This is a genomic window from Agrococcus sp. TSP3-2-1, assembly GCF_049897585.1.
Classification (GTDB): Bacteria; Actinomycetota; Actinomycetes; order Actinomycetales; family Microbacteriaceae; genus Agrococcus.
Map to the genome: position 1 here is coordinate 13,818 of NZ_JAFCWN010000010.1, position 24,187 is coordinate 38,004.

The 24,187-nt window shown below is 72.2% G+C and carries 26 protein-coding genes, 1 tRNA gene and 1 riboswitch; of the genes, 7 read left to right on the plus strand and 20 right to left on the minus strand.

What is annotated here, in order from left to right:
* Positions 1-5: 5 nt before the first annotated feature.
* Positions 6-1,142 carry a PQQ-dependent sugar dehydrogenase gene (locus ACP7BI_RS12615; RefSeq protein ID WP_425846864.1) on the plus strand — a complete coding sequence of 379 codons (1,137 nt, stop codon included), beginning with the start codon at positions 6-8 and terminating at the stop codon, positions 1,140-1,142.
* Between the two features lie 13 nt (positions 1,143-1,155).
* Here ACP7BI_RS12615 and ACP7BI_RS12620 read toward each other — a convergent pair whose 3' ends face one another.
* The gene (locus tag ACP7BI_RS12620) at positions 1,156-2,376 is read right to left on the minus strand and encodes a cysteine desulfurase-like protein (protein WP_425846866.1); all 1,221 of its coding nucleotides are present in this window, start codon (positions 2,374-2,376) and stop codon (positions 1,156-1,158) included.
* A gap of 147 nt (positions 2,377-2,523) precedes the next feature.
* On the opposite strand from ACP7BI_RS12620, the gene ACP7BI_RS12625 reads away from it, so the two are divergent.
* Together ACP7BI_RS12625 and ACP7BI_RS12630 are read left to right on the plus strand one after the other, a co-directional pair.
* Complete coding sequence (locus tag ACP7BI_RS12625) at positions 2,524-2,985, plus strand: DUF3054 domain-containing protein (RefSeq protein ID WP_425846869.1); 462 nt, start codon at positions 2,524-2,526, stop codon at positions 2,983-2,985.
* Positions 2,982-3,239 (plus strand): glutaredoxin family protein, encoded by a 258-nt coding sequence (locus tag ACP7BI_RS12630; RefSeq protein WP_425846871.1) that lies wholly within the window; start codon positions 2,982-2,984, stop codon positions 3,237-3,239. Before ACP7BI_RS12625 ends, ACP7BI_RS12630 begins: the two co-directional genes overlap by 4 nt.
* A gap of 16 nt (positions 3,240-3,255) precedes the next feature.
* Here ACP7BI_RS12630 and ACP7BI_RS12635 read toward each other — a convergent pair whose 3' ends face one another.
* Positions 3,256-5,802, minus strand: coding sequence for an MMPL family transporter (locus ACP7BI_RS12635; RefSeq protein ID WP_425846948.1), 2,547 nt, complete (start codon positions 5,800-5,802; stop codon positions 3,256-3,258).
* 109 nt (positions 5,803-5,911) lie between these two features.
* Between ACP7BI_RS12635 and ACP7BI_RS12640 the strand changes: the two genes are divergently transcribed.
* On the plus strand, positions 5,912-6,505 hold the full coding sequence (locus ACP7BI_RS12640) for a TetR/AcrR family transcriptional regulator (protein ID WP_425846874.1): 594 nt from the start codon (positions 5,912-5,914) through the stop codon (positions 6,503-6,505).
* A gap of 3 nt (positions 6,506-6,508) precedes the next feature.
* Here the strand turns inward: ACP7BI_RS12640 and ACP7BI_RS12645 are convergent, their stop codons facing one another.
* The 10 genes from ACP7BI_RS12645 to ACP7BI_RS12690 form a co-directional block, all read right to left on the minus strand.
* Positions 6,509-7,294, minus strand: a complete 786-nt coding sequence (locus tag ACP7BI_RS12645) for an NAD-dependent epimerase/dehydratase family protein (protein ID WP_425846876.1) — start codon at positions 7,292-7,294, stop codon at positions 6,509-6,511.
* A gap of 1 nt (position 7,295) precedes the next feature.
* Positions 7,296-8,126 carry an aldo/keto reductase gene (locus tag ACP7BI_RS12650; RefSeq protein ID WP_425846878.1) on the minus strand — a complete coding sequence of 277 codons (831 nt, stop codon included), beginning with the start codon at positions 8,124-8,126 and terminating at the stop codon, positions 7,296-7,298.
* 39 nt (positions 8,127-8,165) lie between these two features.
* A complete protein-coding gene (locus ACP7BI_RS12655; RefSeq protein ID WP_425846881.1) occupies positions 8,166-8,624 on the minus strand; it encodes a GAF domain-containing protein in 459 nt (152 codons plus the stop codon).
* Positions 8,625-8,688: 64 nt separating this feature from the next.
* Entirely contained in the window at positions 8,689-8,859 is a 171-nt protein-coding gene (locus tag ACP7BI_RS12660) for a hypothetical protein (protein ID WP_425846882.1), read from the minus strand.
* Between the two features lie 80 nt (positions 8,860-8,939).
* Entirely contained in the window at positions 8,940-9,095 is a 156-nt protein-coding gene (locus tag ACP7BI_RS12665; RefSeq protein WP_425846884.1) for a hypothetical protein, read from the minus strand.
* Positions 9,096-9,187: 92 nt separating this feature from the next.
* Positions 9,188-9,556, minus strand: coding sequence for an NUDIX domain-containing protein (locus tag ACP7BI_RS12670; protein ID WP_425846885.1), 369 nt, complete (start codon positions 9,554-9,556; stop codon positions 9,188-9,190).
* Positions 9,557-9,559: 3 nt separating this feature from the next.
* A complete protein-coding gene (locus ACP7BI_RS12675; protein WP_425846887.1) occupies positions 9,560-11,038 on the minus strand; it encodes a bifunctional hydroxymethylpyrimidine kinase/phosphomethylpyrimidine kinase in 1,479 nt (492 codons plus the stop codon).
* Positions 11,039-11,061: 23 nt separating this feature from the next.
* The gene (thiE, locus tag ACP7BI_RS12680; RefSeq protein WP_425846891.1) at positions 11,062-11,715 is read right to left on the minus strand and encodes a thiamine phosphate synthase; all 654 of its coding nucleotides are present in this window, start codon (positions 11,713-11,715) and stop codon (positions 11,062-11,064) included.
* Complete coding sequence (gene thiM, locus ACP7BI_RS12685) at positions 11,712-12,521, minus strand: hydroxyethylthiazole kinase (protein ID WP_425846893.1); 810 nt, start codon at positions 12,519-12,521, stop codon at positions 11,712-11,714. Before thiM ends, thiE begins: the two co-directional genes overlap by 4 nt.
* A riboswitch (TPP riboswitch) is annotated at positions 12,513-12,604 on the minus strand. Its footprint overlaps the gene before it by 9 nt.
* A gap of 13 nt (positions 12,605-12,617) precedes the next feature.
* On the minus strand, positions 12,618-12,848 hold the full coding sequence (locus tag ACP7BI_RS12690) for a TetR/AcrR family transcriptional regulator (RefSeq protein ID WP_425846951.1): 231 nt from the start codon (positions 12,846-12,848) through the stop codon (positions 12,618-12,620).
* A 79-nt stretch (positions 12,849-12,927) separates the two neighbouring features.
* On the opposite strand from ACP7BI_RS12690, the gene ACP7BI_RS12695 reads away from it, so the two are divergent.
* Positions 12,928-13,398, plus strand: a complete 471-nt coding sequence (locus ACP7BI_RS12695) for a hypothetical protein (protein ID WP_425846895.1) — start codon at positions 12,928-12,930, stop codon at positions 13,396-13,398.
* 45 nt (positions 13,399-13,443) lie between these two features.
* Here the strand turns inward: ACP7BI_RS12695 and ACP7BI_RS12700 are convergent.
* The 5 genes from ACP7BI_RS12700 to ACP7BI_RS12720 form a co-directional block, all read right to left on the minus strand.
* Positions 13,444-13,517 (minus strand) — tRNA-Pro (locus ACP7BI_RS12700).
* A gap of 105 nt (positions 13,518-13,622) precedes the next feature.
* Entirely contained in the window at positions 13,623-15,116 is a 1,494-nt protein-coding gene (locus tag ACP7BI_RS12705; protein WP_425846897.1) for a S10 family peptidase, read from the minus strand.
* 28 nt (positions 15,117-15,144) lie between these two features.
* The gene (locus ACP7BI_RS12710) at positions 15,145-15,645 is read right to left on the minus strand and encodes an FBP domain-containing protein (RefSeq protein ID WP_425846898.1); all 501 of its coding nucleotides are present in this window, start codon (positions 15,643-15,645) and stop codon (positions 15,145-15,147) included.
* 91 nt (positions 15,646-15,736) lie between these two features.
* Complete coding sequence (locus ACP7BI_RS12715; RefSeq protein ID WP_425846900.1) at positions 15,737-17,179, minus strand: glyceraldehyde-3-phosphate dehydrogenase; 1,443 nt, start codon at positions 17,177-17,179, stop codon at positions 15,737-15,739.
* Positions 17,180-17,286: 107 nt separating this feature from the next.
* On the minus strand, positions 17,287-18,084 hold the full coding sequence (locus ACP7BI_RS12720; protein WP_425846902.1) for a siderophore-interacting protein: 798 nt from the start codon (positions 18,082-18,084) through the stop codon (positions 17,287-17,289).
* Between the two features lie 112 nt (positions 18,085-18,196).
* Here ACP7BI_RS12720 and ACP7BI_RS12725 point away from each other — a divergent pair, with 112 nt between their 5' ends.
* Positions 18,197-19,459 (plus strand): MFS transporter, encoded by a 1,263-nt coding sequence (locus ACP7BI_RS12725; protein WP_425846904.1) that lies wholly within the window; start codon positions 18,197-18,199, stop codon positions 19,457-19,459.
* Between the two features lie 38 nt (positions 19,460-19,497).
* Positions 19,498-20,349 carry a pyridoxal kinase PdxY gene (gene pdxY, locus ACP7BI_RS12730; RefSeq protein ID WP_425846906.1) on the plus strand — a complete coding sequence of 284 codons (852 nt, stop codon included), beginning with the start codon at positions 19,498-19,500 and terminating at the stop codon, positions 20,347-20,349.
* 533 nt (positions 20,350-20,882) lie between these two features.
* On the opposite strand, the gene der is transcribed toward pdxY, so the two are convergent.
* From der to ACP7BI_RS12745, 3 genes are read right to left on the minus strand one after another with little or no spacing between them, the layout of a single operon-like run.
* Positions 20,883-22,400 (minus strand): ribosome biogenesis GTPase Der, encoded by a 1,518-nt coding sequence (gene der, locus ACP7BI_RS12735; protein WP_425846908.1) that lies wholly within the window; start codon positions 22,398-22,400, stop codon positions 20,883-20,885.
* A complete protein-coding gene (gene cmk, locus ACP7BI_RS12740) occupies positions 22,393-23,073 on the minus strand; it encodes a (d)CMP kinase (RefSeq protein WP_425846910.1) in 681 nt (226 codons plus the stop codon). Before cmk ends, der begins: the two co-directional genes overlap by 8 nt.
* Positions 23,070-24,149 carry a prephenate dehydrogenase gene (locus tag ACP7BI_RS12745; protein ID WP_425846912.1) on the minus strand — a complete coding sequence of 360 codons (1,080 nt, stop codon included), beginning with the start codon at positions 24,147-24,149 and terminating at the stop codon, positions 23,070-23,072. The genes cmk and ACP7BI_RS12745 overlap by 4 nt, the downstream gene beginning before the upstream one ends.
* Between the last annotated feature and the right edge of the window lie 38 nt (positions 24,150-24,187).

Sequence of the window (24,187 nt, forward strand, 5' to 3'; positions counted from 1 at the left end):
GCACTGTGAGCGACCGCCGCGCGCGCCCCCGCCCGCTGCCGCCCCTCGCGCTCGCCGTCGTCCTCGCGCTCGCGGCGTGCGGGCCCGCGGAAGAGCCCGCCGAGCGGCCTTCGTCGCGCGCCGACGCGGCCCCGACCGGCTCGCCCGCCCCGCCCGACGCATCCGCACCGCCGTCGCCGCCCGCGGGCACGCTCGAGTCGCCCGAGACCCTCGCGACCGACCTCGAGAGCCCGTGGTCGATCGCGCTCCTGCCGGGCGGCGGCGCGCTCGTGAGCGAGCGGGACACCGCCCGCATCGTCGAGGTGGCGCCCGACGGCAGCACCGCGCCGGTCGCCGAGATCGAGGGCGTCGAGCCGCGCGGCGAGGGCGGGCTGCTCGGCATCGCGGTCCACGACGGGCACCTCTACTGGTACGCGACGAGGGGCGACGGCAACGCGATCCTGCGCGCGACGCTCGAGGGCGAGCCCGGCGCGCGCACGCTCGGCGAGCCCGCGGAGCTGCTCACCGGCATCCCGGCGGCAGGCAACCACAACGGCGGGCGCATCGCGATCGGACCGGACGGGATGCTCTACGCCACGACGGGCGACGCGGGCGTGCCGAGCAGGGCGCAGGACCCGGCGAGCCTCGCGGGCAAGATCCTGCGGCTCGAGGCCGACGGCTCGGTGCCCGCCGACAACCCCGACCCCGCCTCCCCCGTCTACACGCTCGGCCACCGCAACCCGCAGGGCCTCGCGTGGAGCGACGACGGCAGGCTCTTCGCGACCGAGTTCGGCCAGGACACGTGGGACGAGCTCAACGTCATCGAGGCGGGCGCGAACTACGGCTGGCCGCTCGTCGAGGGGGCGGCGGGCGATCGGCGCTTCGCCGAGCCCGTGCAGCAGTGGGCGCCGGCGGAGGCGAGCCCGAGCGGCATGGCGTTCGCCGCCGATGCGCTCTGGATCGCGAACCTGCGCGGCCAGTCGCTGCGCCGCGTGCCGATCGACGACGTGGCGCGCTCGAGCGTGCACTGGCAGGGCGAGCACGGTCGGATGCGCGACGTCGCGGCGGCGCCGGACGGCTCGGTCTGGGCGCTCACCGGCAGCACCGACGGCCGCGGGCGACCCGCGGAGGGCGACGACCGCATCCTCGTCTTCGAGCCGTAGCGCCGCGACGGGCTCACGCGAGCGCGGCGTCGAGCCCCTCGAGCAGCCGGTCGACATCGGCGTCGTGGTTGTAGGGCGCGAGCCCCATCCGCAGGCCCGCCTCGACCCCGGTGCCGAGCGCGAGGAACGGCTCGTGCGCGTAGAAGGTGCCCGCGGGCGCGAGCACGTCGCGCCCGGCGAGCTCGCGCGCGACGGCGAACGGGTCGCGGTCGCGGAAGGTGACGAAGAGCGTCGAGGTGCGGTCCTCGGCGACCGAGTGCAGCGTCAGCCGCACGTCGTACGACCGCAAGTGCGACTCGATGCGCTCCCGCAGGCGCAGCTCGTGGTGCTCGATGAGCGCGTTGGCCGCGAGGAGCCGCTCGCGCCGGTCGCCCTCGCGACCGGCGATGCTCGCGATCACGTCGACGGCGGCGGTCGCGCCCGCCATGAGCTCGTAGGGCAGCGTGCCGAGCTCGAAGCGCTCGGGCACGGCGTTCGTCGAGGGCAGCAGCTTGTCGGGGTGCAACGACTCGAGCAGCTCCGGCGAGGCGGCGAGCACGGCGCAGTGCGGACCGAAGAACTTGTAGGGCGAGCAGACGAAGAGGTCGGCGCCGAGCGCGGCGACGTCGATCGCGTCGTGCGCGGCGAGATGCACGCCGTCGACGTGCACGAGCGCGCCGACCTCGTGCGCGCGGGCCGCGATGCGGGGCAGATCGGGCTTCGAGCCGATGAGGTTGGATGCGCCGGTGACGGCGACGAGGCGCGTGCGCTCGGTCACGACCTCGTCGAGCTCGTCGAGCCGCAGCTGCCCCGTGGCGGGGTCGAGCCGCAGCCACCGCACGGCCATGCCGACGCGCTCCGCGATCTGGAGCCAGGGCCGCACGTTCGCGTCGTGGTCGAGCTGCGTGACGACGAGCTCGTCGCCCGCCGACCAGCCCTTCGCGAGCGCGCGCGAGAAGTCGTAGGTCAGCTGCGTCGCGCTGCGCCCGTAGACGATGCCGCGCGGGCCAGCGCCCAGCAGGTCGGCGTAGGCGACGCGGAAGGCGGCGACGGCCGCGTCGGCGTTGCGCTCGCTCGCGACGCTCGAGCCGCGGTTCGAGAGCGGGCTCGTCAGCGTGCGCGCGATCGCCTCTCCGACCTCGGCGGGCGTCTGCGTGCCGCCGGGCCCGTCGAAGTGGGCGATGCCGGAGGCGAGCGACGGGAACCGCGCCCGCAGCGCGTCGACGTCGAATGCGGTCGCGGTGGCCTGCTCCATGGAGCGAGCATGCCAGACGCGACGTGCCCAGCCGGCGGCGACAGCTGCGACCACAGGTATATGCGCACCGGTCGTCATCCGTCCGTCGTTGCAGCCGGTGCGCATATACCTGCGTCGCGAGGGAGCCGCGCGGGCTAGCGTGGAGCGATGCCCACCCGACCGCCTGGTGCCCTACCCGGTGCATCACGACCCCGTGCATCACGACCCCGTGCATCCGCCGTCCTCGCGTTCGCGCTCGACGCCGCGCTCGTCGTGGCCTTCGCCGCGATCGGCCGCGCGAGCCACGACGACGACGGCGCCGGCGTGCTCGGCGAGGGCGGGCTCGGGCTCGCGACGACGGCGTGGCCGTTCCTCGCCGCACTCGTCGTCGGCTGGCTCGTGTCGCTCGCGTGGCGGCGCCCCGCGGCGCCGCTCCGCACCGGCGTGCCCGTGTGGCTCGTGGCCGTCGTCGGTGGGATGCTGCTGCGCACGCTGAGCGGGCAGGGCACGGCACTGCCGTTCGTCGTCGTCGCGACGCTCGCGCTGCTCGCGCTGCTCGTCGGCTGGCGCAGCCTCGCGGCCCTCGCGCGTGGCGGAGGCGAGCGCCGCTCACGTACCGTGGGGGCATGACCGACACGACGACGATCCGGGTCTACGGCGCCGACTGGTGCCGCGACTGCCGACGCACGAAGCAGCAGCTCGACGGGCTCGAGGTGGCCTACGACTACATCGACCTCGAGGAGGACGAGTCGGCGACCCGCGAGGCGCAGCGCATCTCGGGCCGCATGCAGATCCCGGTCGTCGTCTTCCCCGACGGCTCGCACCAGGTCGAGCCGACGGACGACGAGGTCGAGGCGAAGCTCAAGGAGCTCTCGCTCCTCTGAGCCCCGCCTCGCGGCGTCAGTCCCGCTTCGTCGCGCCGGCGGCGACCGCGTCGGCGCTGCCGGTGCTCGCGCTCGGGTGCCGCCGCTCGAGCGAGGCGCCCTCGACGTCGACGTTCGGGATGATGCGGTCGAGCCAGCGCGGCAGCCACCACGCGGCCTTGCCGACGAGGTGCATGATCGCGGGCACGAGCAGCATGCGCACGACGAAGGCGTCGAGCAGCACGCCCAGCGCCAGGCCGAAGCCCATCGCCTTGATGATGATCGAGTGCGAGGCGATGAAGCCCGCGAAGACGGCGATCATGATGAGCGCTGCGGCGATGACGACGCTGCGCCCCGCCCGGAACCCGCGCGCGACCGCGAGCCGCGCATCCGCCCCGTGCACGTACGCCTCGCGCATGCCCGTCGTCAAGAACAGCTGGTAGTCCATCGCGAGCCCGAAGAGGATGCCGACGAGGATGACGGGCAGGAAGCTCAGGATCGGGCCGGGCTCCGAGACGCCGAAGAGGCCGCCGAGCCAGCCCCACTGGAAGACCGCGGTGACCGCGCCGAAGGTCGCGAGGAGTGAGAGCACGAAGCCGCCGGTGGCGATGAGCGGCACGACGAGCGAGCGGAACACCATCACCATGATGAGGAACGACAGCCCGACGACGACCGCGAGGTAGGTGGGCAGCGCGTCGGCGAGGCCCTCAGAGATGTCGATGTTGCTCGCCGCCTGGCCCGCGACGCCGAGCTCGATGTCGCCCTCGACCGGCGGCCGCTCGCGCAGCTCGCGCACGAGCGCCTCGGTCGACTCGCTGTTGGGGCCCTCCGCAGGCACGACCTGGAAGACCGCGAGCCGTGCCCCCTCACCGGCGTCGTCGGAGACGGCGATCGGCGCGACGGCGACGACGTCGTCGGTCGCCGCGAGCTCGCGCGCGACGGTGAGCTGGCGCTGCTCGACCTCGAGCGCGTCGAGGTCGCCGGGCATCGTCGCGGTGACGAGCAGCGGGCCGTTCTGCCCCTCGCCGAAGGCCTCCTCGGTGAGGCTGTAGGCGCGGTGGGCGGTAGAGTCGGCGGGCTCGGAGCCACCGTCGGGCAGGCCGAGGCGCATCGAGAGCGCAGGGATCGCGATCGCGGCGAGCACCGCGACGGCGAGCACGGCGCTCAGGACCGCGCGCACGCTCGACATCGGGCGCACCGAGCGCATCGCATCCGCCTCGTCGCCCGCGGCCTCCGTCTTCGCCATCGCGCGACGGCTGAGGATGCGGCGGCCGGCGAGGCCGAGCAGGGCCGGCGTCGCCGAGATCGCGATGAGCACCGCGATCGCGACGCTCACGGCGCCCGCGACGCCCATGAGGCCGAGGAAGGGGATGCCGGTGATGCCGAGCGCGAGGAGCGCGACGATGACCGTGACGCCGGCGAAGACGACCGCGTTGCCCGCCGTGCCGTTCGCGAGGCCGATCGACTCGACGACGTCGGCGCCGCGCAGCAGCTGCTTGCGGTGGCGGTAGATGATGAAGAGCGAGTAGTCGATGCCGACCGCGAGGCCGAGCATGACGCCGAGGATCGGCGTCACCGACGCCATCTGCACGACCCCCGAGAACGACAGCACGGCCATCGCGCCGATCGCGACGCCGAGCAGCGCGGTGACGATCGGGAGGGCGGCCGCGAGCATCGAGCCGAGCACGACGACGAGCACGACCGCCGCGAGCGCCACGCCGACCGCCTCGCCGATGCCGAGGATCTCGGGCACGCCCTGCGCGATGTCGGTCGAGAACGAGATCTCGAGCCCGTCGATGGGCTGCGAGGAGAAGTGCGCCATCGTGGCGTCCTTCGACTCCTGCGGCAGCTCGAGGCGCGTCTCGGTGTACGAGACGGTCACGAGCGCGGTGGCGCCGTCCTCCGAGACGAGGCGGATGCCGTCGGCGAGCGAGAGGAGCTCCTCACCTCGCTCGAGCCTGGCGCTCTGCTCGTCGAGCTCGGCCTGCCCCTCGTCGAGCTGCGCTCGCTGCTCGTCGATCACGGTGCGTTGCGCGTCGAGCTGCGCCTGCTGCGCGTCGAGCTGCGCGGTCGGGAAGCCCGCGGCCTCGGCTTGCGCTCGCGCGGCGTCGAGCGCCGCCTGTCCCTCCTCGAGCGCCGCGATGCCCGCCTCGAGCTGGGCGAGGCCCGCGTCGAGCTGCTCCTCGCCAGCCTCGAGCTGGGCGCGGCCGTCCTCGAGCTGCTGCGCCTGATCGGCTCGCTCGGCCTCGGTCGCGAACGGGTCGTTGACGCCCGAGACGTCGGGCAGCGACTCCGCGCCCTCGATGAGCTCGGCGAGCTGCTCGCGCTGCTCGTCGGTGATCGCGCCGTCGGTCGCGTGCACGACGACGGTGCCGGTCGCGCCGGCGAAGTCCGGCAGCTCGCGCTCGAGCTCGGCGACGATCTCACCGGAGGCGGTGCCGGGGATGTCGAAGCTCGACGACAACCCCTTGAAGCCGACGAGGAAGCCGCCGATCGCGGCGGCGAGGATGACGATCCACGCGATGAGGACCGTCCACGCGCGGCGCGCGGCGAACGTCCCGAGGCGGTGCAGCAGCTCGGCCATGAGGCCCTTCCGATCCGCGCGCGAGCCGAGGCCGAGCGCTCCCGACGACGACAAGCGAGGACTAAGATAACACGCACCGTCTCGTCTTCTCTGTGGCCCTGGAGGTGCCATGTCCCTCCCCCGCACGGGTCCCGTCCGCAGCGAAGCCGTCCGCATCGCGATCCTCGACGCGACCGCGGCGCTCTTCGCCGAGCGCGGCTACGAGCACCTCACGATCGAGGGCGTCGCCGCGCGCGCCGGCGTCGGCAAGCAGACGATCTACCGCTGGTGGCGCTCGAAGGGCGCACTCGTCGCGGAGTGCCTGCTCGAGGGGCTGCTGTTCGACGACCGGCTGGCGCTGCCCGACACGGGCGACGTGCGCGCAGACATGCAGGAGTGGCTCACCACCGTCTTCGCGGTCATCGATGCTGAGCCGGGCCTCGTGCTCTCGCTGCTCGCGGCCGCCGCCGAGCACCCCGAGGTGGGCGCGCGCCTGCGCGACAGCCTCACGGGCTCCGCCTCGATCTCGGGCCGCCTCGACGCGGCGATCGGCACCACGACGGGCCTGCGGGCCGACGTCGCGACCGAGCAGCTCGCCGAGGCGCTCATCGGCGCGGTCGTGCTGCGCGCCCTCAGCCGCACCTCGTCGACCGCCGACGACGCCGCGCGGCTCGTCGACCTGCTCATCGGGCGCGCAGCCGACGACACCGTGTCGCCGAGCTGATCCCTAGGAGCCCTCGGGCCACGAGTCGGGCACCGACTCCCCCTCGGGGACGACGTCCTCGCCACCGGGTGCCGCATCCGCCCAGGAGTCCTTCGGCCGGTAGCCGAGCTCGAGCATGGTGTTCGTGAGATCCCAGCGGCGGTTCGGGTTGTCGGAGATCGCGTAGTAGAGCCCGAAGTCGACGGGCGCCTCGATCGCGCAGCGGAACACCTGCACGGCGTCGTCCTCGCTGAGCCACATCGCGTGCAGGATGTCGAGGTCGGCGCTCGCCGGGTCGTCGGTCATCCAGCCGATGCGGAGGGCGATGAACGAGAGCCCGTGCTCGTCGAAGTAGAAGCGGCCGAGGGTCTCGCCGAACGCCTTCGAGAGGCCGTAGAGCGAGTCGGGGCGCGGCAGCTGGTGCGGGTAGACCGGCCACTGCTCGAGCCGGTCGTACACGCCCATCGCGTGGTTCGAGGAGGCGAACACGACGCGGCGGACGCCCGCCTCGCGGGCCGCTTCGAGCACGTTGCGGGTGCCGACGATGTTGGCGCCCAGCACGTCGTCCCACGTCGACTCCGGGCTCGCGCTGCCGGCGAGGTGCACAACGGTGTCGATGCCGTCCATGAGCTCGAGCACGGCTTCGAAGTCGGTGAGATCCGCCTCGCGGAGCTCGCGCTCCTGCCGTGGGCTGCGCGGCGTGCGGCCGTGCATGACGACGTCGTAGTCGCCCTGCAGCCGCTCGGAGATCACGAGGCCGATGGCGCCCGTCGCGCCGGTGATGAGGATGCGGCGCCGTTGCTCCGTCATGTCACAGCTCCTCGTACGACGCCGGATCCTGCCCGCCGAGCCGCCCGTCGGGCCGGCGGAGCGCGGTGATCGCGGCGACCTCGTCGTCGCCGAGCGACACGTCGAGCGCGCCGAGGTTCTCGCGCTGCCGCTCGGCCGACGCGGCCTTCGGCAGTGGCACCGCACCGCGCGCGATCGCCCACGCGAGCAGCACTTGCGCGGGCGTCGCGCCGTGCGCCTCGGCGATCTCGACGACCTCGCCGCGCTCGAGCAGGTCGTTGCCGCGACCGAGCGGGCTCCACGCCTGCGTGATGATGCCGTGCTCGCGGTCGTAGGCGAGCTGCTCCTCCTGCGGGAAGTAGGGGTGCAGCTCGATCTGGTTGACCTCGGGGACGACGCCTGTCTCCGCCCGCAGTCGCTCGAGGTGCTCGGGCAGGAAGTTGCACACGCCGATCGCCTCCACGAGCCCGCGCTCCTTCGCCTCGATGAGCGCGCCCCACGCATCCACGTACTTCCCGACGCGCGGGTTGGGCCAGTGGATCAGGTAGAGATCGAGCCGCTCGAGCCCCGTGCGCGCGACGCTCTCCTCGATCGTCGCGAGCGCCGCGTCGCGCTCGTGGTGCCGGCCGGGCAGCTTCGACGTGACGATGAGGTCGTCACGACGACCGGATGCGCGCACGGCGGCACCGACCGTGCCCTCGTTCTCGTAGTTGAAGGCGGAGTCGAGCAGCGTGTAGCCGTGCTCGATCGCGCGGCCGACTGCATCGGTGCCCGCCCGGCCCTTGAGCTTGTAGGTGCCGAAGCCGAGCACGGGCAGGGTGAGGCCGCTGTGGGCTGTGGTGGTGGGGATCATCGGATGCTCCTCCGACGGGCCGGACGGGGCCCCTCGGCGTCACCCTACGCCGCGCGCCCAGATGGCGGCCGAGAGCGACGCGACGGCTGTGTCATGGGTGCGCTGCCAGTTGAGGCCGCCGCGCGCGAACGTCGCCTTCACCGCGGGCGGCACTGCGGCGTCGGCGATCGGCGCCCCGAGCCACTCGCACGGCCGCACGTGCACGAGGTCGGCAGCCGACGCATCCGGGCTCGCGTCGTAGCGCCACGGCCCGGCCAGCCGCCCGAGCCAGGCGAGCCCGTCGTCGTCGCGAGTCCAGACGAAGGCGCCGTCGGGCGCGTCGGCGAAGCGCTCGATGCGAGCGGCGAGCCGCTCGTCGTGCTGCTCGGCCGCGAGCGTCGCCGCCTCGGCGACGGAGCGCGGCGCAGGGTCGAGCGCGCCGCCCATGCCGACGAGGCCCTGGGCGAACGCCCGCTCGACGGCGGCACCGGCGGGGGCGTCAGAGCGACGGGAGCGCATGGGCGCGCGATAGACAGGCGGCTCGAGCTCGATCACGGGGTGGGGCGGTCCCCCGATGTCACGGTCAGCGGTCCCGCTGCCGATGATCCGCCGTGTCCGGCTCCGACCGCAGGACGTCGGCGATCTCCTCCTCAGGGCGCGGCGGCACGTCCTGGTCGGCTTCGAGCTCGGGGATGCTGTGCTCGTCGGCGCCCGGGATGTGCTGCGGCGCGGAGTGCTCTTCTGCTGGATGCACGATGACCCCTTCCGTCGGAGAGGACCACAGCGTATGCGACCCTCCTGCGATCCACGGCGCGCCGCCGGGCTGGGTCCGCATCAGTCTGCCCACCGCGAGACGCGGTAGTGGCTGTACCCCTTCAGGTGGATCGCCTGGAGACCGCAGACTGCGGCGACCGCGATGAGGTAGCACTGGAAGTCGCTCGTGACGATGAAGAAGTCGTCGACCTCGTCCGCTCCGCAGACCTTGCGCACCTTCCTGGATTGGACAGGCACACTCCGCGCGGCCAGGGCAGAGCCGCTCGCATTGCGGTCGCGGCGTCGTCCACGTGGATGAAGGAGATCGGTCATGCGGTCGCGGTGAGCGTCCCGTCGCGCGCGATCTGTGCGTTCGCGCCGTCACGCGAGTACCACGTCCCCGGTCCGTACAAGAGCCCATGGCGCAGCGCGGCTCCGTCGTCCAGCTCGAGCACAGCATCTTCTAGATCGAACACACCGGGGTAGGACCGGTCCACACAACTCCTCCCAACGGTCACGACGATGCCCGTCTCCTCGAGCACCTCGCGAGCAACGGCCTGGGGCATCGTCTCGCCTGGTTCGACGCTTCCGCCGGGCACACTCCATCGTCCAGCTTCCGCCGGATGTCTCCTTCGGACGAGCAGGAATCTGCCTGCGTCGTCCGTGACGCCACCGCTCGCGGCGAGGATGGGAGACATCGGTCATGCCTCTCTTGGCGTGGGTCGCCGTGAGGTGGGGACGGCGAAGAACTCGTGCTCGTGAGCGGCCGAGGCACGGAACGCCTCGCGCATCTCGGCTCTCTTCGTCTCGTCCACCGCGGCGGCGACTTGTGTGACGATGTCGATCGCACGCCGCGTGGAGGCCTCGAATGCCGGATCGGCGTAGGTGTCGAGCCAGGACCGGTAGGGATGCCGGGGATGGGAGAGGGGGTGGAGGCGGGTTCCGACGTCCTGGTAGAGCCAGAAGCACGGCAGCGCCGCAGCGATCAGCACCGGGTAGTCCCCGCGGGCCGCGCACGCGAGCAGATGGTTCAGATACGCGGTCGTGGTGTCGCTGGGCCGCGCACCCTCAATGGCCTCCGAGGTGAGCCAGCTCTCGTGCAGCTGCAGCTCGGCTGCGATGGCGCCCTGCGCGGATCCGGCCCAGAACGCCTGCTCCTCGGCCGTCGGCGCGAGACGGCTGGCGTCGGCGAGCACGCGGGAGTAGTCGCGGAGGTAGAGGGCGTCCTGCGCCAGATACCAGAGGAACGCGTCGCGGTCGATGGTGCCGTCTCCCAGCCCGGTGACGAACGGCAGTTCGTCGATCCCGTCCCGGAGTTCGCGGATGTGCTCCCACCACTGCGCCTCGACCTCCGCGGGCGCGGGACGGGTTTCGCTGCCGCCGCGTTCCCACAGCCCCGCGAAGTGACTGATCGGTCCGTGCCCCGAACCGACCTCCAGCTCGGCGCCGTGGCGGATGCTCTCGCTGAGCCACCGTTTGGACTCCCCCACCGCCTCGGTCCAGTCCCCCGAGCGTGCGTACCGGGTGGCGAGGGCGGAAGACAGCGAACAGCCGGTGCCGTGCGTGTTGGTCGTGTCGATGCGGATGCCGGGGAACTCGACGATCTCGACGGAGTCGCCGCGCGCGTCGACGAGCGCGTCGGGCAGCTCCGCCCCTGCGAGGTGGCCGCCTTTCGCGAGCACGCGCACCGCGTATCGCACGGAGACCCGTCCCGCCTGTGCTACCACCGCCGCCCAGTCGGTCGCGGCGGGCTCGCCGGCGAGGATGGCCAGTTCCGGGATGTTCGGGGTGAGCAGGTCCGTGCGGGAGAGCAGTTCGCGTAGCGCCTGTTCGGCGTCCGCGTCGAGGAGACGGTCGCCGCTGGTGGCGACCATCACCGGGTCGAGCACCACGACCGGCGGGCGGACGCGGTCGAGCCAGTCCCGCACGGTGTGGATGACGCCCGTGGTGGCGAGCATGCCGATCTTGACCGCGTCGATCTCCACGTCGTCCGACACCGCATCGAGCTGCTCGGCAAGGAACGGGACCGGAGGCACATGCACGGAGCGGACGCCGTGGGTGTTCTGCGCGACCAGTGCGGTGATTGCCGCCATGCCGTAGCCGCCGTTCGCGGCGATGCTCTTCAGATCCGCCTGGATGCCAGCGCCGCCCGTCGGGTCGGTGCCCGCGATGCTCAACACGCGCGGCGCCCGCCGAGCCCCGGTCACGATGCTGCCTCCCAGGCCGCGCGCAGCTCGCCCGCGGCGGCCTGGGGGTCGGGGGCCGAGCAGATCGCCGAGACGACCGCGGCTCCGGCCGCTCCCGCCGAGCGCATCGCCGGCAGATCGGCCCTCGTAACTCCCCCGATCCCGACCGCGGGCAGCGCGCTCGCCGCCACCAGATCGGCGAACCGGTCCAGGCCGAGCGGCTCGGGCGCGTCCTTCTTCGTGGTCGTGGCGTGCACGGCCCCGATGCCGACGTAGTCAACGCGGGCGGGACTGTCTGCGGCGAGACGGAGCTGCTCCGGCGTGGCCGCGCTCAGCCCGAGGACCGCATCCGGCCCGATCAGCTCCCGCACCGCCTCCACTGGCAGATCGGACTGACCGACGTGAACGCCGGCAACCCGGGCCCCGGCATAGCGGGCGGCGAGGAACACGTCCACCCGGTCGTTCACCAGAACTGCGACTTCAGAGGGGAGGACGTCGGCGACGCGCAGCACCATCTCCAGGAACGCGCCGGCAGAGGTGTCCTTCTCCCTCACTTGCACCACCGTCACGCCACCCTCCGCCGCCGCGCGGGCAAGGTCGGCCAGCTCGTGGCCGGCCGACGCGGCAAGGCGAGAGTCCGTCACGAGATACAGCGACAGATCGACGCTCACGACAGCACCGCCCTGCTGCGGACGGTGTCCGCGTCGACAGCGGCGAGCGCGTCGAGGAACGCCGGCTGGAAGCTGCCCGGCCCCGCGGAGCGCTCGGCGGCGAGCTCCGCCGCGACCGTGTAGACGGCGATCGCGGCGACCGTGGTCGCAAACCGATCTGCGTCCACCGCTGCAAACGCGGCCATCACCGCGCCGAGCGCGCACCCGCCTCCGGTGATCCTCGTCAGCAGCGCGTCGCCGTTGGCGATCCGCACCAGACCGCGTCCGTCGGTGACGACGTCCACCGGCCCGGATATCGCGACGACTCCCCCGGTGCGCTCGGCCAGCGACTGCGCGGCCGACACGGCAGCGTCCACCCCGTCGGAGGCGTCCACGCCCCGTCCACCCGCACCAGAGCCGGCCACGGCGATTATCTCCGACGCGTTCCCCCGCACGATGGTTGGGTGCAGATCCTTCAGTGTGTGGCTCAGGGATGTCCGCACTGGGAGGGAGCCGACCGCGACTGGGTCGAGCACCCACGGCGTTCCCGCGCCGTTCGCGGCCTCCACCGCCTCGAACATCGCCTCCCGCTGCTCCGTGGCCGGCGTCCCGAGATTTACGAGGAGGCCGGACGCGACCCGGGCGAACGGTCCGGCCTCGCCGGGGATGTCGACCATCGCGGCCGATGCGCCGAGGGCGAGGAGTGCATTGGCGGTGACGTTCACCACCACGCTGTTGGTGATGCAGTGCACGAGCGGCGCTTGGGCGCGCACCCCGTCCAGGGCGTAACAGGTGAAATCGAGCAGGTTCTCTGGCGTGCGCGTCATGCGCGACATCCCTTCGCTAGTACGAACTAGATCAGGTTCGACGGGTGTGATCTCAGCCCTGCCGGGCACCCCGTGTCACGTGGTTATCCCTCCACGCTACCCGCAGGAGAGCCGCGACGCGACGTCGAGCAGAGCGTCCGCGGTCGATTCGAGATTCGCAAGGTCGCGAGCGCGGAACCGCTCGATAGCGGCGGTGAACACCTCCGCCTTGTCGCCGAAGTACGCGTAGATCGTGCGTTTGGTGACCCGGGAAGCGGTGGCGATCTCGTCGATCGTGACCTGGCCGTAGCCGCTCGCGACGAACGAACCGACGGCCGCATGGAGGATCTGATCCCTGCGTTGCGCGCGCTCTTCAGCGGTCGGACGGCCCCGCTTGCGAACCCTGTTCGCTGAATCGTCGCTCTTGGTGGCCTTCCCCGCTTATGGGCCTCGTGAGTCGACGCCCGTCGCCAACCATGCGATCCGTCGATTCGAGGAGCGTGCGGCTCGCTCGTACACGCAGGCGGAGATCGGCGGCTATTGCCATCTGGACCTGGGCGAGGAGGCCACCGTCGACACCCCGATCGCCGAGGAGGGCTTCACCGGTGCCGCGATCGGTGCCGCCATGCTGGGGCTTCGCCCGGTGGTGGAGATCATGACCATCAACTTCTCGCTGCTCGCGCTGGATCAGATCGTCAACCACGCCGCGAAGATCTACGGCATGGCCAGGCCTGCGCCCCCCTCGTCATCCGTACCCCTTCGTGCCCGGTATGAAGGTCGTCGCTCCGTCCAGCCCGGTCCCGGCCGTGTCCCGGCCCGCGGCAGCGCACCCACTCACGGCTTTCGCGACGCATCGCGCCTGGGTCGGCGAAGGTCTGCGCAAACCCTCCGACACTGACGACGAAGCCCAGGCAAGAAACGTGCTCTCACCTGGGCTTTCCTGTCGGGATGACAGGATTTGAACCTGCGACCCCCTGACCCCCAGTCAGGTGCGCTACCAAGCTGCGCCACATCCCGTCGCTCTCGCGACCGAGTCGCCCGGAGGCAACCAAGACAGACTACCGCATGCGGGAGGTGCTGCTTCGCCCTTCGACACGCTCGGCGCCTTCGGCGCGGACCGGCTCAGGGAGCGGAGCGACCGGAGCGGCGGCGGACGAAGTCGGCGAGGTCCGCCGCTTGCGCGACGCGCGAGGGCTCGTGCACGTACATCATGTGGCCGGCCTCGTAGTAGCGGTGCTCGAGGTTGTCGCGCAGCGCCTCGGGGATCTGCAGGTGCGCGACCGAGTCCTCGGCCGCCGAGAACGGCGTCGCCCCGTCGAACCAGCCGTACGCGAAGTGCACCGCGAGGTGCGGGTTCTGCCGCATCGCGCGCGAGAGCCGGTCGATGACGTAGACGGGCGCGTTCTCGAACTCCTTGTAGCTCCAGTGCTCGATGACGTCCTTGCCGAACACGTGGTACGGCCCGGTGTCGCGCACGCCGAGCTCGTGGTGGAGGTAGTGCTGGTAGGCGGCCGCGTACGGCCCGAGGATGGCGTCCATCGACGGGTCGGCGTCCATGTGCTCGGCGATCCCGCTCGCCGCGGGGCCGGTGAAGCGGGAGTCGAGCCGGCCGACGGTGAGGCCGCGGTCGCGCAGCAGCTCGCCGAAGTAGCGCCAGTGCTCGATGCGCAGGTCCGCGCGGTCGACGTAGGACTCGCTCAAGCCGGTGAGGCGCGCGACGCGAGCCACCGCATCCGCCCTCTCCTCCGCCGTCAGCCTGGCGCCTCGAGCCAGCGCGTACGGGTAGTCGCGTGCCGCGTAGTCCTGCGCCTCGGCGACGACCTCCTCGAGCGAGCGGCCTCCGTGGAAGCCGTGCTGCCACGCCGTCGCAGCATAGAACGGCAGGTACATCGCGTGCGCGCGGTCGCCGCCGCGCTCGAAGTTGGCGGTCGAGAAGTCGAGCACGCTCGAGATGAGCAGCAGCCCGTTGAGGTACATGCCCAGCTCGCCCTGCAGGTGCTGCGCGAGGCCCGCGGCGCGCGTCGTCCCGTACGACTCGCCCGCGAGGAACTTCGGGCTCAGCCAGCGGCCCTCGGCCGTCACCCACTGGCGGACGATCTCGGCGACCGACTCGATGTCGGCGGTGAAGCCGTGGAAGTCCTTCGCCTTCTCGCCCTCGGCGGGCCGCGAGCGACCGGTCGAGACGGGGTCGATGAAGACGAGGTCGGAGACGCGCAGGAGCGACTCGGGATTGTCGGCGATGCCGTAGGGCGGCGCGGCGAGCGAGCCCGCGTCGCCCATCACCACGCGGCGCGGCCCGAGCACGCCCATGTGCAGCCACACGCTCGCCGATCCCGGACCGCCGTTGAACGCGAAGGTCACCGGACGCTGCGTCGGATCGGCGCCGTCGAGCGTGTAGGCGGTGATCGCGACTTGCGCGCGGGCGCGGCGGCCGCGGAAGACGTCGTCCTCCGTCTTCTCCTGCCACAGCACGACGCGGCCCGATCGCGCCGTGTAGGCGAGCTCGCCCTCGTCGGTCGCGAGCGTGTGCCGCGTGGTGATGAGCTCGTCGTCGAGCTGCGTGATGCCGGTGTCGGGTGCGGGCTTGGAGTCGTCGCTGCGCTGCGTGTCGTTCACGCGCCGACGCTATCGAACCGCAGGCCGCTCAGCCCTCGCGCGCCTCGCGCGTCGCGCGCTCGACCCGGGCGGTGAAGCGCTCGAGCCGCTCGAGCAGCGCGGCACCGCGCGCAGCGATGCGCGCCGGGCTCGTCAGGTGCGGCGGGCCGCTGCGGATGATGTGCGAGCACGCGAGGTCGTCGCAGAGGTACGTGCCGATCGAGCTGCCGGTGTCGCCGTCGAGGCTCGCGAGCCGGGCGCTGAACATCCGCACCTGGGTCGCGGGCTGCGTCGAGTGGCACATCGAGCACATCGCCGCGATGCCGGGGCGCAGGCCGCCGGGCGCCGCGCGCACGACGACCCCGACGAGCTCGTCGCCGCGCCAGTGGACGATGTAGCCGACCCGGCTCGAGCGCTGATCGCGCCAGCCGAGGTACTCCCGCTCGTCCCAGATGGTCTCGTGCAGCCCCGGCATGGGCAGCTGCTCGAGCTCGCGCCGCGTCGCGTTCACGAAGCACGCGCGGAGCTGCTCCTCGGTCACCTCGCGCATGCCGACGACGCTATCGGATGCGCGCTGGGCATCGAGGGGTTTGCCCCCGTCGGGCCTCCACCCAGGAGAGTCCCGACGGGGGCAAGTCGTGTCAGGCCGGGGCGAGCTGCCGGGCCTTGGCCATCTGGTCGGCCATGTGCTCGATGACGCGGATGACCTGCGACGAGTAGCCGAACTCGTTGTCGTACCAGACGTAGAGCACGAGGTGGCGGCCGGTCGCGATCGTCGCGAGTCCGTCGACGATGCCGGCGCGGTTGTTGCCGACGAAGTCGGAGGAGACGACCTCGGCCGAGTCGGTGAAGTCGATCTGCGCGCGCAGCTCGCCGGTGAGCGACGTGCGGCGCAGCAGCTCGTTGACGGCGTCGCGCTCGACGGCCTGCTCGAGCGAGAGGTTGAGGATCGCCATCGACACGTTGGGCGTCGGCACGCGGATCGCGTTGCCGGTCAGCTTGCCCTCGAGCTCGGGCAGCGCCTTCGAGACCGCCTTCGCCGCACCGGTCTCGGTGAGCACCATGTTGAGCGCCGCCGAGCGGCCGCGGCGCGCGCCCTTGTGGAAGTTGTCGATGAGGTTCTGGTCGTTCGTGTACGAATGCACCGTCTCGACGTGGCCGTGCTCGATGCCGTAGGCGTCGTTGATGACCTTGAGCACCGGCGTGATGGCGTTCGTCGTGCAGGATGCGGCGGTGACGATGCGGTCGTCGGCGCCGATGGTCTCGTGGTTGACGCCGAAGACGACGTTCTTGAGCGGGCTCTTGCCCGGCGCGGTGAGCACGACGCGGTCGACGCCGGGGCACTCGAGGTGCTGCGCGAGGCCCGCCTCGTCGCGCCACCGGCCGGTGTTGTCGACGACGACGGCGTGCTCGATGCCGTGCTGGGTGTAGTCGACGCTCGACGGGTCGTCGGAGTAGATGACCTGGATGAGCGTGCCGTTCGCGAGGATCGTGTTCGCCTCGCGGTCGATCTCGATCGTGCCCTGGAAGGCGCCGTGCACCGAGTCGCGGCGCAGCAGGCTCGCGCGCTTCTCGAGGTCGTTCTCGCCGCCGCGGCGCACGACGATCGCGCGCAGGCGCAGGCCGAGGCCGCGGCCCGCGTGGCCGATGAGGATCCGCGCGAGCAGGCGGCCGATGCGGCCGAAGCCGTAGAGCACGACGTCGGTCGGCTGGTCCTGCTCCCACGTCGGCAGCTCGGCGACGCGCTCGCGCGCCCACTCCTCGAGGCCGCTCTCGGGCGCATCGCCCAGCAGCAGGCCGAGGTCGAGCGAGACGCCGCGGATGCCGAGCTCGTCGACGAGGCGCAGCACCGCCATCGAGTCCTCGATGCGCAGCACGCGCTCGCCCACGCGGCGGGCCCACTTGTGCGCCTTGAGGATCTCGATCGGCGACTGGTTCACGAGCTGCTTGCCGTGCACGTGCGTGACGACATCGCGCTCCCGGTAGAGCCGCCCGATGATGGGGACGGCGGACTCGGCCAGGGCGACGCGGTCGAGCCACGCCTGGTGGGCGCTGTCGACGGCGGGAACGGTTGCGGATGCCACGAATTACACGTTAGGCAAGCGGATGCGTCACGACCGTCGAAACGGACGGCCAGGATGGCGGCAACGTCACCAGGGCGAAAGTTCGCGCGAACTTTCCGACGCTCGCCTCAGGAGACGTACGCCTTGCCGAGCTTCCAGTAGCCCGTGAAGGTGATGCGCCGCTTGTCGATCCCGCGATCGCGCACGAGGTGGCGGCGGGCACCCGTGGCGAGCTGCTGCTCCCCCGCCGCGTAGGCGTAGCCGAACGCCTCGGGCATGCGCATCCCGCGCAGCTCCTCGAGCGCCGCCTGGCCCTCGCGGAGGCTCCCGCGCTCGATCCAGCGGATGTCGACGCCGGCCGGGCGGCGGAACTCCTGGATGTCGTCGCGGTGGCCGACCTCGAGCACGACCGTGCCGCGCGCGTCGTCCTCGAGCGAGCCGCACACGCCCGCGACCGCCGGCAGCACCGACTCGTCGCCGACCATGAGGATCTCGCCCTCGAGACCGTCGTCGTTGTAGAGCAGCCCCTCGTCGAGCAGCACGGCGCGCTCGCCGCGCTCCGCTGCCATCGCCCATGCCGCGCCGGGGCCTGGATCCTCGTGGCAGACGAAGTCGATGTCGAGCTCGCCGAGGTCGAGCCGGAAGCCGCGCACCGTGTAGTTGCGGATCCAGGGGCGGTGCTGCTCCCGCATCGCGAGGTACTGCGGGAACCACGTGGAGGGGCTCTTCGGCACCCGCAGCACGTCCTGCCCCTCGCGGCGCATGAAGAAGCGGAACCACTGGTCGAAGCCCTGCGGCGTCATCGCCGAGACCTCGTCACCGCCGAGGGTCACGCGACGGATGTGCGGCGACACCTGCTGGTTGTCGAGCACCTCGAGCTCGATGAACTTGGGTGCGACCGCAGCGACGCGCTCGGGTCCCGCCATGCGAATCCTCCTGGGGATGGGTGCCTCAAGTGAGGCAAGCCTTACCAAGGTAGCAAGCGAGGCCGCCGGAGCGCATCCGTCTCGATCCCCGGCGCGTAGCATCGACAGCAGCATGCAGCTGACTCCCGCGCGACGATCCCTCGCGCTCTTCACCCTCGCGCTCGGCGGATTCGGGATCGGCACGACCGAGTTCGCGACGATGGGCATCCTCCCCCTCGCCGCGAGCGACCTCGTGCCCGCGTTCGACGCCGACCCGGCCGGCGGCATCGCGCACGCCGGCTGGCTCATCACCGCCTACGCGCTCGGCGTCGTCGTCGGCGCGCCGCTCGTGTCGGTCTGGGCCGCGAAGATGTCGCAGAAGACGCTCGTGCTGCTGCTCGCCGCCGCGTTCGCCGTCGCGAACCTCGCGAGCGGCCTCATGCCGACGTTCGAGCTCACGGTCGCCGCGCGCTTCGTCGCCGGGCTGCCGCACGGCGCCTACTTCGGCGTCGCGGCGCTGCTCGCCGCGCGCATCATGGGGCCTGGGCGGCAGGGCGCGGGCGTCGCGCTCGCGCTCTCGGGGCTCACGATCGCGAACGTGATCGGCGTGCCGCTCGGCACGTGGCTCGGCCAGGTCGCCGGCTGGCGCTGGACGTATGCGGCCGTCGCCATCATCTTCCTCATCACCCTCGTGCTCGCCGCGATCGCGCTGCCGCGGCAGCCGGGCGACCCGACGCGGAGCGCGAAGCGCGAGATCTCGGCGTTCCGGAACCCCAGGCTGTGGCTCATGATCGCCGTCGGCTGCATCGGCTTCGGCGGCTTCTTCGCCGTCTACTCGTACGCGGCCGAGATCGTCACGCGCGTCGCGGGCCTGCCCGAGCCGGCGATCGCCTGGCTGCTCGCGACGGTCGGCGTCGGCATGACGATCGGCAACGCGATCGGCGGGTGGGCGAGCGACCGCAGCATCCGACGCACGATCCTCATCGGCTTCCCCGTGCTCATCGCATCCCTCGCGCTCTTCGGGATGCTCGGCTCGCAGCCGGTCGCGCTCTTCGTGCTCGCGTTCATGATCGGCGGCGCCGGCTCGGTGCTCAACCCCGCCATCCAGGCGCGGATCATGGGCATCGCGGGCGACGCCGAGCTGCTCGGCGCGGCGACGAACCACGCGGCCTTCAACGTCGGCAACGCGATCGGCGCGGCCCTCGGCGGCGCGGTCATCGCAGCAGGCCTCGGCTACCTCGCGCCCGCGTGGATCGGCGTCGCGCTCGCGGGCACCGGCTTCCTCATCGCGATCTGGAGCCTCGCGATCGACCGCCAGCCCGACACCGCGACGCACCACGTCGTCGCGACGGTGCTCGGCCCCACCACGGCGGGCATCGAGGTCATCGACCGCTGACGCACGGCTCGCCCGGCGCGCAGTGCGAGAATCGACAGATGAGGTTCCTGTCGATCCAGTCGCACGTCGCCTACGGGCACGTCGGCAACTCCGCGGCCGTCTTCCCCCTGCAGCGCGCGGGGCACGAGGTGTGGCCGGTGCTCACCGTCAACTTCTCGAACCACACAGGCTACGGCGCGTGGGGCGGGCCGCTCATCCCCGCCGGCGACGTGCGCGCGGTCGTGGCCGGCATCGAGGACCGCGGCGTGCTCGGCTCGGTCGACGGCGTGCTCTCCGGCTACCTCGGCGGTGAGGCGATCGTGGAGGTCGTGCTCGACGCCGTCGCCCGTGTGAAGGCCGCGAACCCGCAGGCGACGTACACGTGCGATCCCGTGATGGGCAACGCGAAGTCGGGCTGCTTCGTCGCCCCGACGATCCCGCCGCTCATCCGCGAGCGCGCGCTGCCGGTCGCCGACATCATCACGCCGAACCAGTTCGAGCTCGGCTTCATGACCGGCACCGACCCCGACACGATCGAGTCGACGCTCGAGTCGGTCGACCGCGCGCGCGACCTCGGTCCCGACACGGTGCTCGTCACGAGCGTGCTGCGGCCCGACCGCGAGCCCGACACGATCGAGATGCTCGCGGTCGACGGCGAGGGCGCGTGGATCCTCCAGACCCCGCACCTGCCGTTCAAGGCGAACGGCTCCGGCGATGTCACGAGCGCGCTCTTCACCGCGCACTACCGCGAGAGCGGCTCGGCGAAGGTCGCGCTCGAGCGCACGGCATCGAGCGTCTTCGACCTGCTGCAGGTGACGCTGGACTCCGGCGAGCGCGAGCTGCGGATCGTGCAGGCGCAGGATGCGTTCGCGCACCCGCGCATGCAGTTCGAGGCGCGCCAGGTGCGCTGACCAGCCACTCGCTCGTCTCCCGCTCGTCGAGTAGTCCCGCAGGCCACCCCGCTCGTCGAGTAGTCCCGCAGGCCACCCCGCTCGTCGAGTAGTCCCGCAGGCCACCCCGCTCGTCGAGTAGGCCCGCAGGCCACCCCGCTCGTCGAGTAGGTCCGAAGGGCCGTATCGAGACGATCGTGACGCGTCTCGATACGCGTCCTTCGGCCGCTACTCGACGAACGGGTGGTGTCGCCTCATTCGTCGGGGACGATCGTGACGCGTCTCGATACGCGACCTGCGGCCGCTACTCGACGAACGGGTGGTGTGGCCTCACTCGTCGGGGACGATCGTGACGCGTCTCGATACGCGACCTGCGGCCGCTACTCGACGAACGGGTGGTGTGGCCTGATTCGTCGAGGTCGATCGTGACGCGTCTCGATACGCGACCTGCGGCCGCTACTCGACGAACGGGTGGTGTGGCCTCATTCGTCGAGGTCGATCGTGACGCGTCTCGATACGCGGCCTTCGGCCGCTACTCGACGGGCGGGGACAGGTCAGCGGCGCTCGCGCTTCTCGCGCACTCGCATGTTCACCGCGATCGGCGTGCCCTCGAAGCCGTAGTCCTCGCGCAAGCGGCGCTCGATGAAGCGGCGGTACTGCGGGTCGAGGAAGCCGGTCGTGAACAGCACGAAGGTCGGCGGGCGCGTGCCCGCCTGCGTCGCGAACAGGATGCGCGGCTGCTTGCCGCCCCGCAGCGGGTGCGGGTGCGCGGCGACGAGGTCGGCGATGAAGGCGTTGAGCTTGCCCGTCGGGATGCGCTTGTCCCACGACTCGAGCGCCGTCTCGAGCGCCGGCACGAGCTTCTCGAGGTGGCGGCCCGTGCGGGCGGAGATGTTGACGCGCGGCGCCCACGCGACGTGCGCGAGGTCCTGCTCGATCTCGCGCTCGAGGTAGCGGCGGCGCTCGTCGTCGAGCTGGTCCCACTTGTTGAACGCGAGCACGAGCGCGCGCCCCGACTCGAGCACGAGGTCGATGATGCGCACGTCCTGCTCCGAGAGCGCCTCGGTGACGTCGAGCAGCACGACCGCGACCTCGGCCTTCTCGAGCGCGGCCTGCGTGCGCAGCGTCGCGTAGAAGTCGGCGCCCTGCTGCAGGTGCACGCGGCGGCGGATGCCGGCCGTGTCGACGAAGCGCCACACGCGCCCGCCGAGCTCGATCTGCTCGTCGACCGGGTCGCGCGTCGTGCCGGCCATCTCGTTGACGACCACGCGCTCCTCGCCCGCGGCCTTGTTGAGCAGGCTCGACTTGCCGACGTTCGGGCGCCCGAGCAGCGCGACGCGGCGCGGCCCGCCGAACTCCTCCTTCGCGACTGCCGAGACCTCGGGCAGCGCCTTGATCGCGAGGTCGAGCAGGTCGGCGACGCCGCGGCCGTGCAGCGCCGAGACGGGGTGGGGCTCGCCGAGCCCGAGGCTCCACAGCGACGCGGCCTCGAGGTCGCGGCGCGAGTCGTCCGACTTGTTGGCGACGAGCAGCACGGGCCGCTGCGACTGCCGCAGCATCCGCACGACGTGCTCGTCGGTGGATGTGGGGCCGACGTTGACGTCGACGACGAAGAGCACGGCGTCGGCGAGCTCGACGGCGATCTCCGCCTGCTGCGCGACCGAGCGGTCGATGCCGCGCGCGTCGGGCTCCCAGCCGCCCGTGTCGACGAGCGTGAAGCGGCGGTCGTTCCACTCCGCCTTGTACGAGACGCGGTCGCGCGTGACGCCCGGCGTGTCCTCGACGACGGCCTCGCGGCGCCCGAGGATGCGGTTCACGAGCGCCGACTTGCCGACGTTCGGGCGGCCGACGATCGCGAGCACGGGCAGCGCCGGCTCGATCCGGTAGCCGTCCTCGTCCTCGTCGCCGATGTCGAGGAGCGCGGCGTCCTCCTCGTCGAGCTCGTAGTCGGCGAGACCCGCGCGCAGCGCAGAGACCCGCGCCTCATCGGCATCGGCATCGGCATCGGTCTGGACGTCGGTCTCGAAGTCCGGCTCGAGCTCCCGCTCGTCGCCGTGCAGCTCGTCAGTCATGGCTCTCCTCGTTCACGAGGCGCACGATGGCCTCAACGGTCTCGTCGAATGTCAGGTCGGTCGAGTCGACGACGGTCACGCCCTCCGCGGCGCTCAGGAAGTCGACGACCTTGGCATCGGATGCGTCGCGCGCGGCCAGGCGGGCACCCACCTGCCGCTCGTCACCGCCCACGTCGCCGAAGCGGCGGCGGATGCGCACGGCCTCGTCGGCGGTCAGCAGCACGCGCACGTCGGCGTCGGGCGCGACGACCGTCGTGATGTCGCGGCCCTCGGCGACGATGCCGGGCCGCGCCTCGGCGATGATCGCCCGGAACCGCAGGTTGACGGCCTCGCGCGCCGGCAGCGTGCGAGCGACGCCCGAGACGGCGACCGAGATGCGCTCGCTGCGGATCTCGTCGGTCACGTCGTGGCCTGCGATCGCGACGCGCTGGCCGGCGGCGTCGACCGTCAGCTCGAGCGAGTCGAGCGCGTCGAGGGCGCCGATCACGGTCGCGGGGTCGTCGGTGTCGCCGCCGCGCTCGACGATGAGCCACGCGAGCGCGCGGTAGGCGGCCCCGGTGTCGAGGAACTGGAAGCCGAGCTCGCGCGCGACCGCGCGCGCGACCGACGACTTGCCGCTGCCCGCGGGCCCGTCGATCGCGACGACCGTCGCGCCCTGCGCCCCGGCACTCATGCGACCACCTGCCAGCCGAGCTGCTCGAGCGCCTCGTGCAGCGGCTGCAGCGCGTCGGGCAGCACGGTGATCTCGACGACGCCGAACTGCGCGCCCTCCGCGTGCTCGATGCGCACGTCCTCGAGGTTGACGTCGGCGTCGCCGATGTCGGCGAGCAGCCGCGCGAGCTGGCCGGGTCGATCGTCGATCCGCACCTGCACGCGCGTGAAGCGCGCGTGCGTGCCGTGCTTGCCCGGCAGGCGCGCGACGCCCTCGTTGCCGGCGCGCAGCGCATCCGCCACCGCCTTCCGGCTCCCGGTTGCCTCGAGGGCGTCGAGCGCGTCGACGAGGCTCGCGAGGTCGGCCTGCATCGCGCGCAGCTGCTCGACGACGGCGGGGGCGTTCGCGCCCAGGATCTGGATCCACAGCGCCGGATCGGAGGCCGCGACCCGGGTGACGTCGCGCACGCCGCCGCCCGCGAGCCGCAGCGCCTCGTCGGGCGCGTCGGCGAGCCGCGCGGCCATGAGCGACGAGACGAGCTGCGGCACGTGGCTCACGATCGCGACGGCGCGGTCGTGCTCCTCGGGCGTCGACTCGATCGGCACGGCGCCGAGGTCGAGGATGAGGTCGTCGACGAGGCTGCCCCGCTCGTAGGAGATGTCGTCGTGGCCGGCGATGACCCACGGCCGGCCGACGAAGAGGTCGCCCGAGCCGGCGAGCGCGCCGGAGCGCTCCCGGCCCGCCATGGGGTGCGAGCCGAGGTAGCGGCTGATGTCGGCGCCGAGCTCGCGGAGCTCCACGAGGGGCACGGCCTTGACCGACGCGACGTCGGTGACCACCGCATCCGGGAACGCCTCGAGCTCGGCCGCGACGACGCGCGCGGTCACGTCCGGCGGCACGGCGACCACGATGAGCTCGGGCTGGTCGCCCGGCCGCGCGAGCCGGCCGGCGCCGAAGTCGGCGGCGAGCCGCTCGGCGGTCGGGCTCGCGTCGCTCAGCTGCACCTCGACGCCGCGCGCCGAGAGGCCGAGGCCGATCGAGGTGCCGAGGAGCCCGGTGCCGACGATGCGCACGGGACCGCGCAGTCGGTGGGTCACGGACGCTCCTCCAGGGGTGGTGTCGGGGGCCGCGGTCG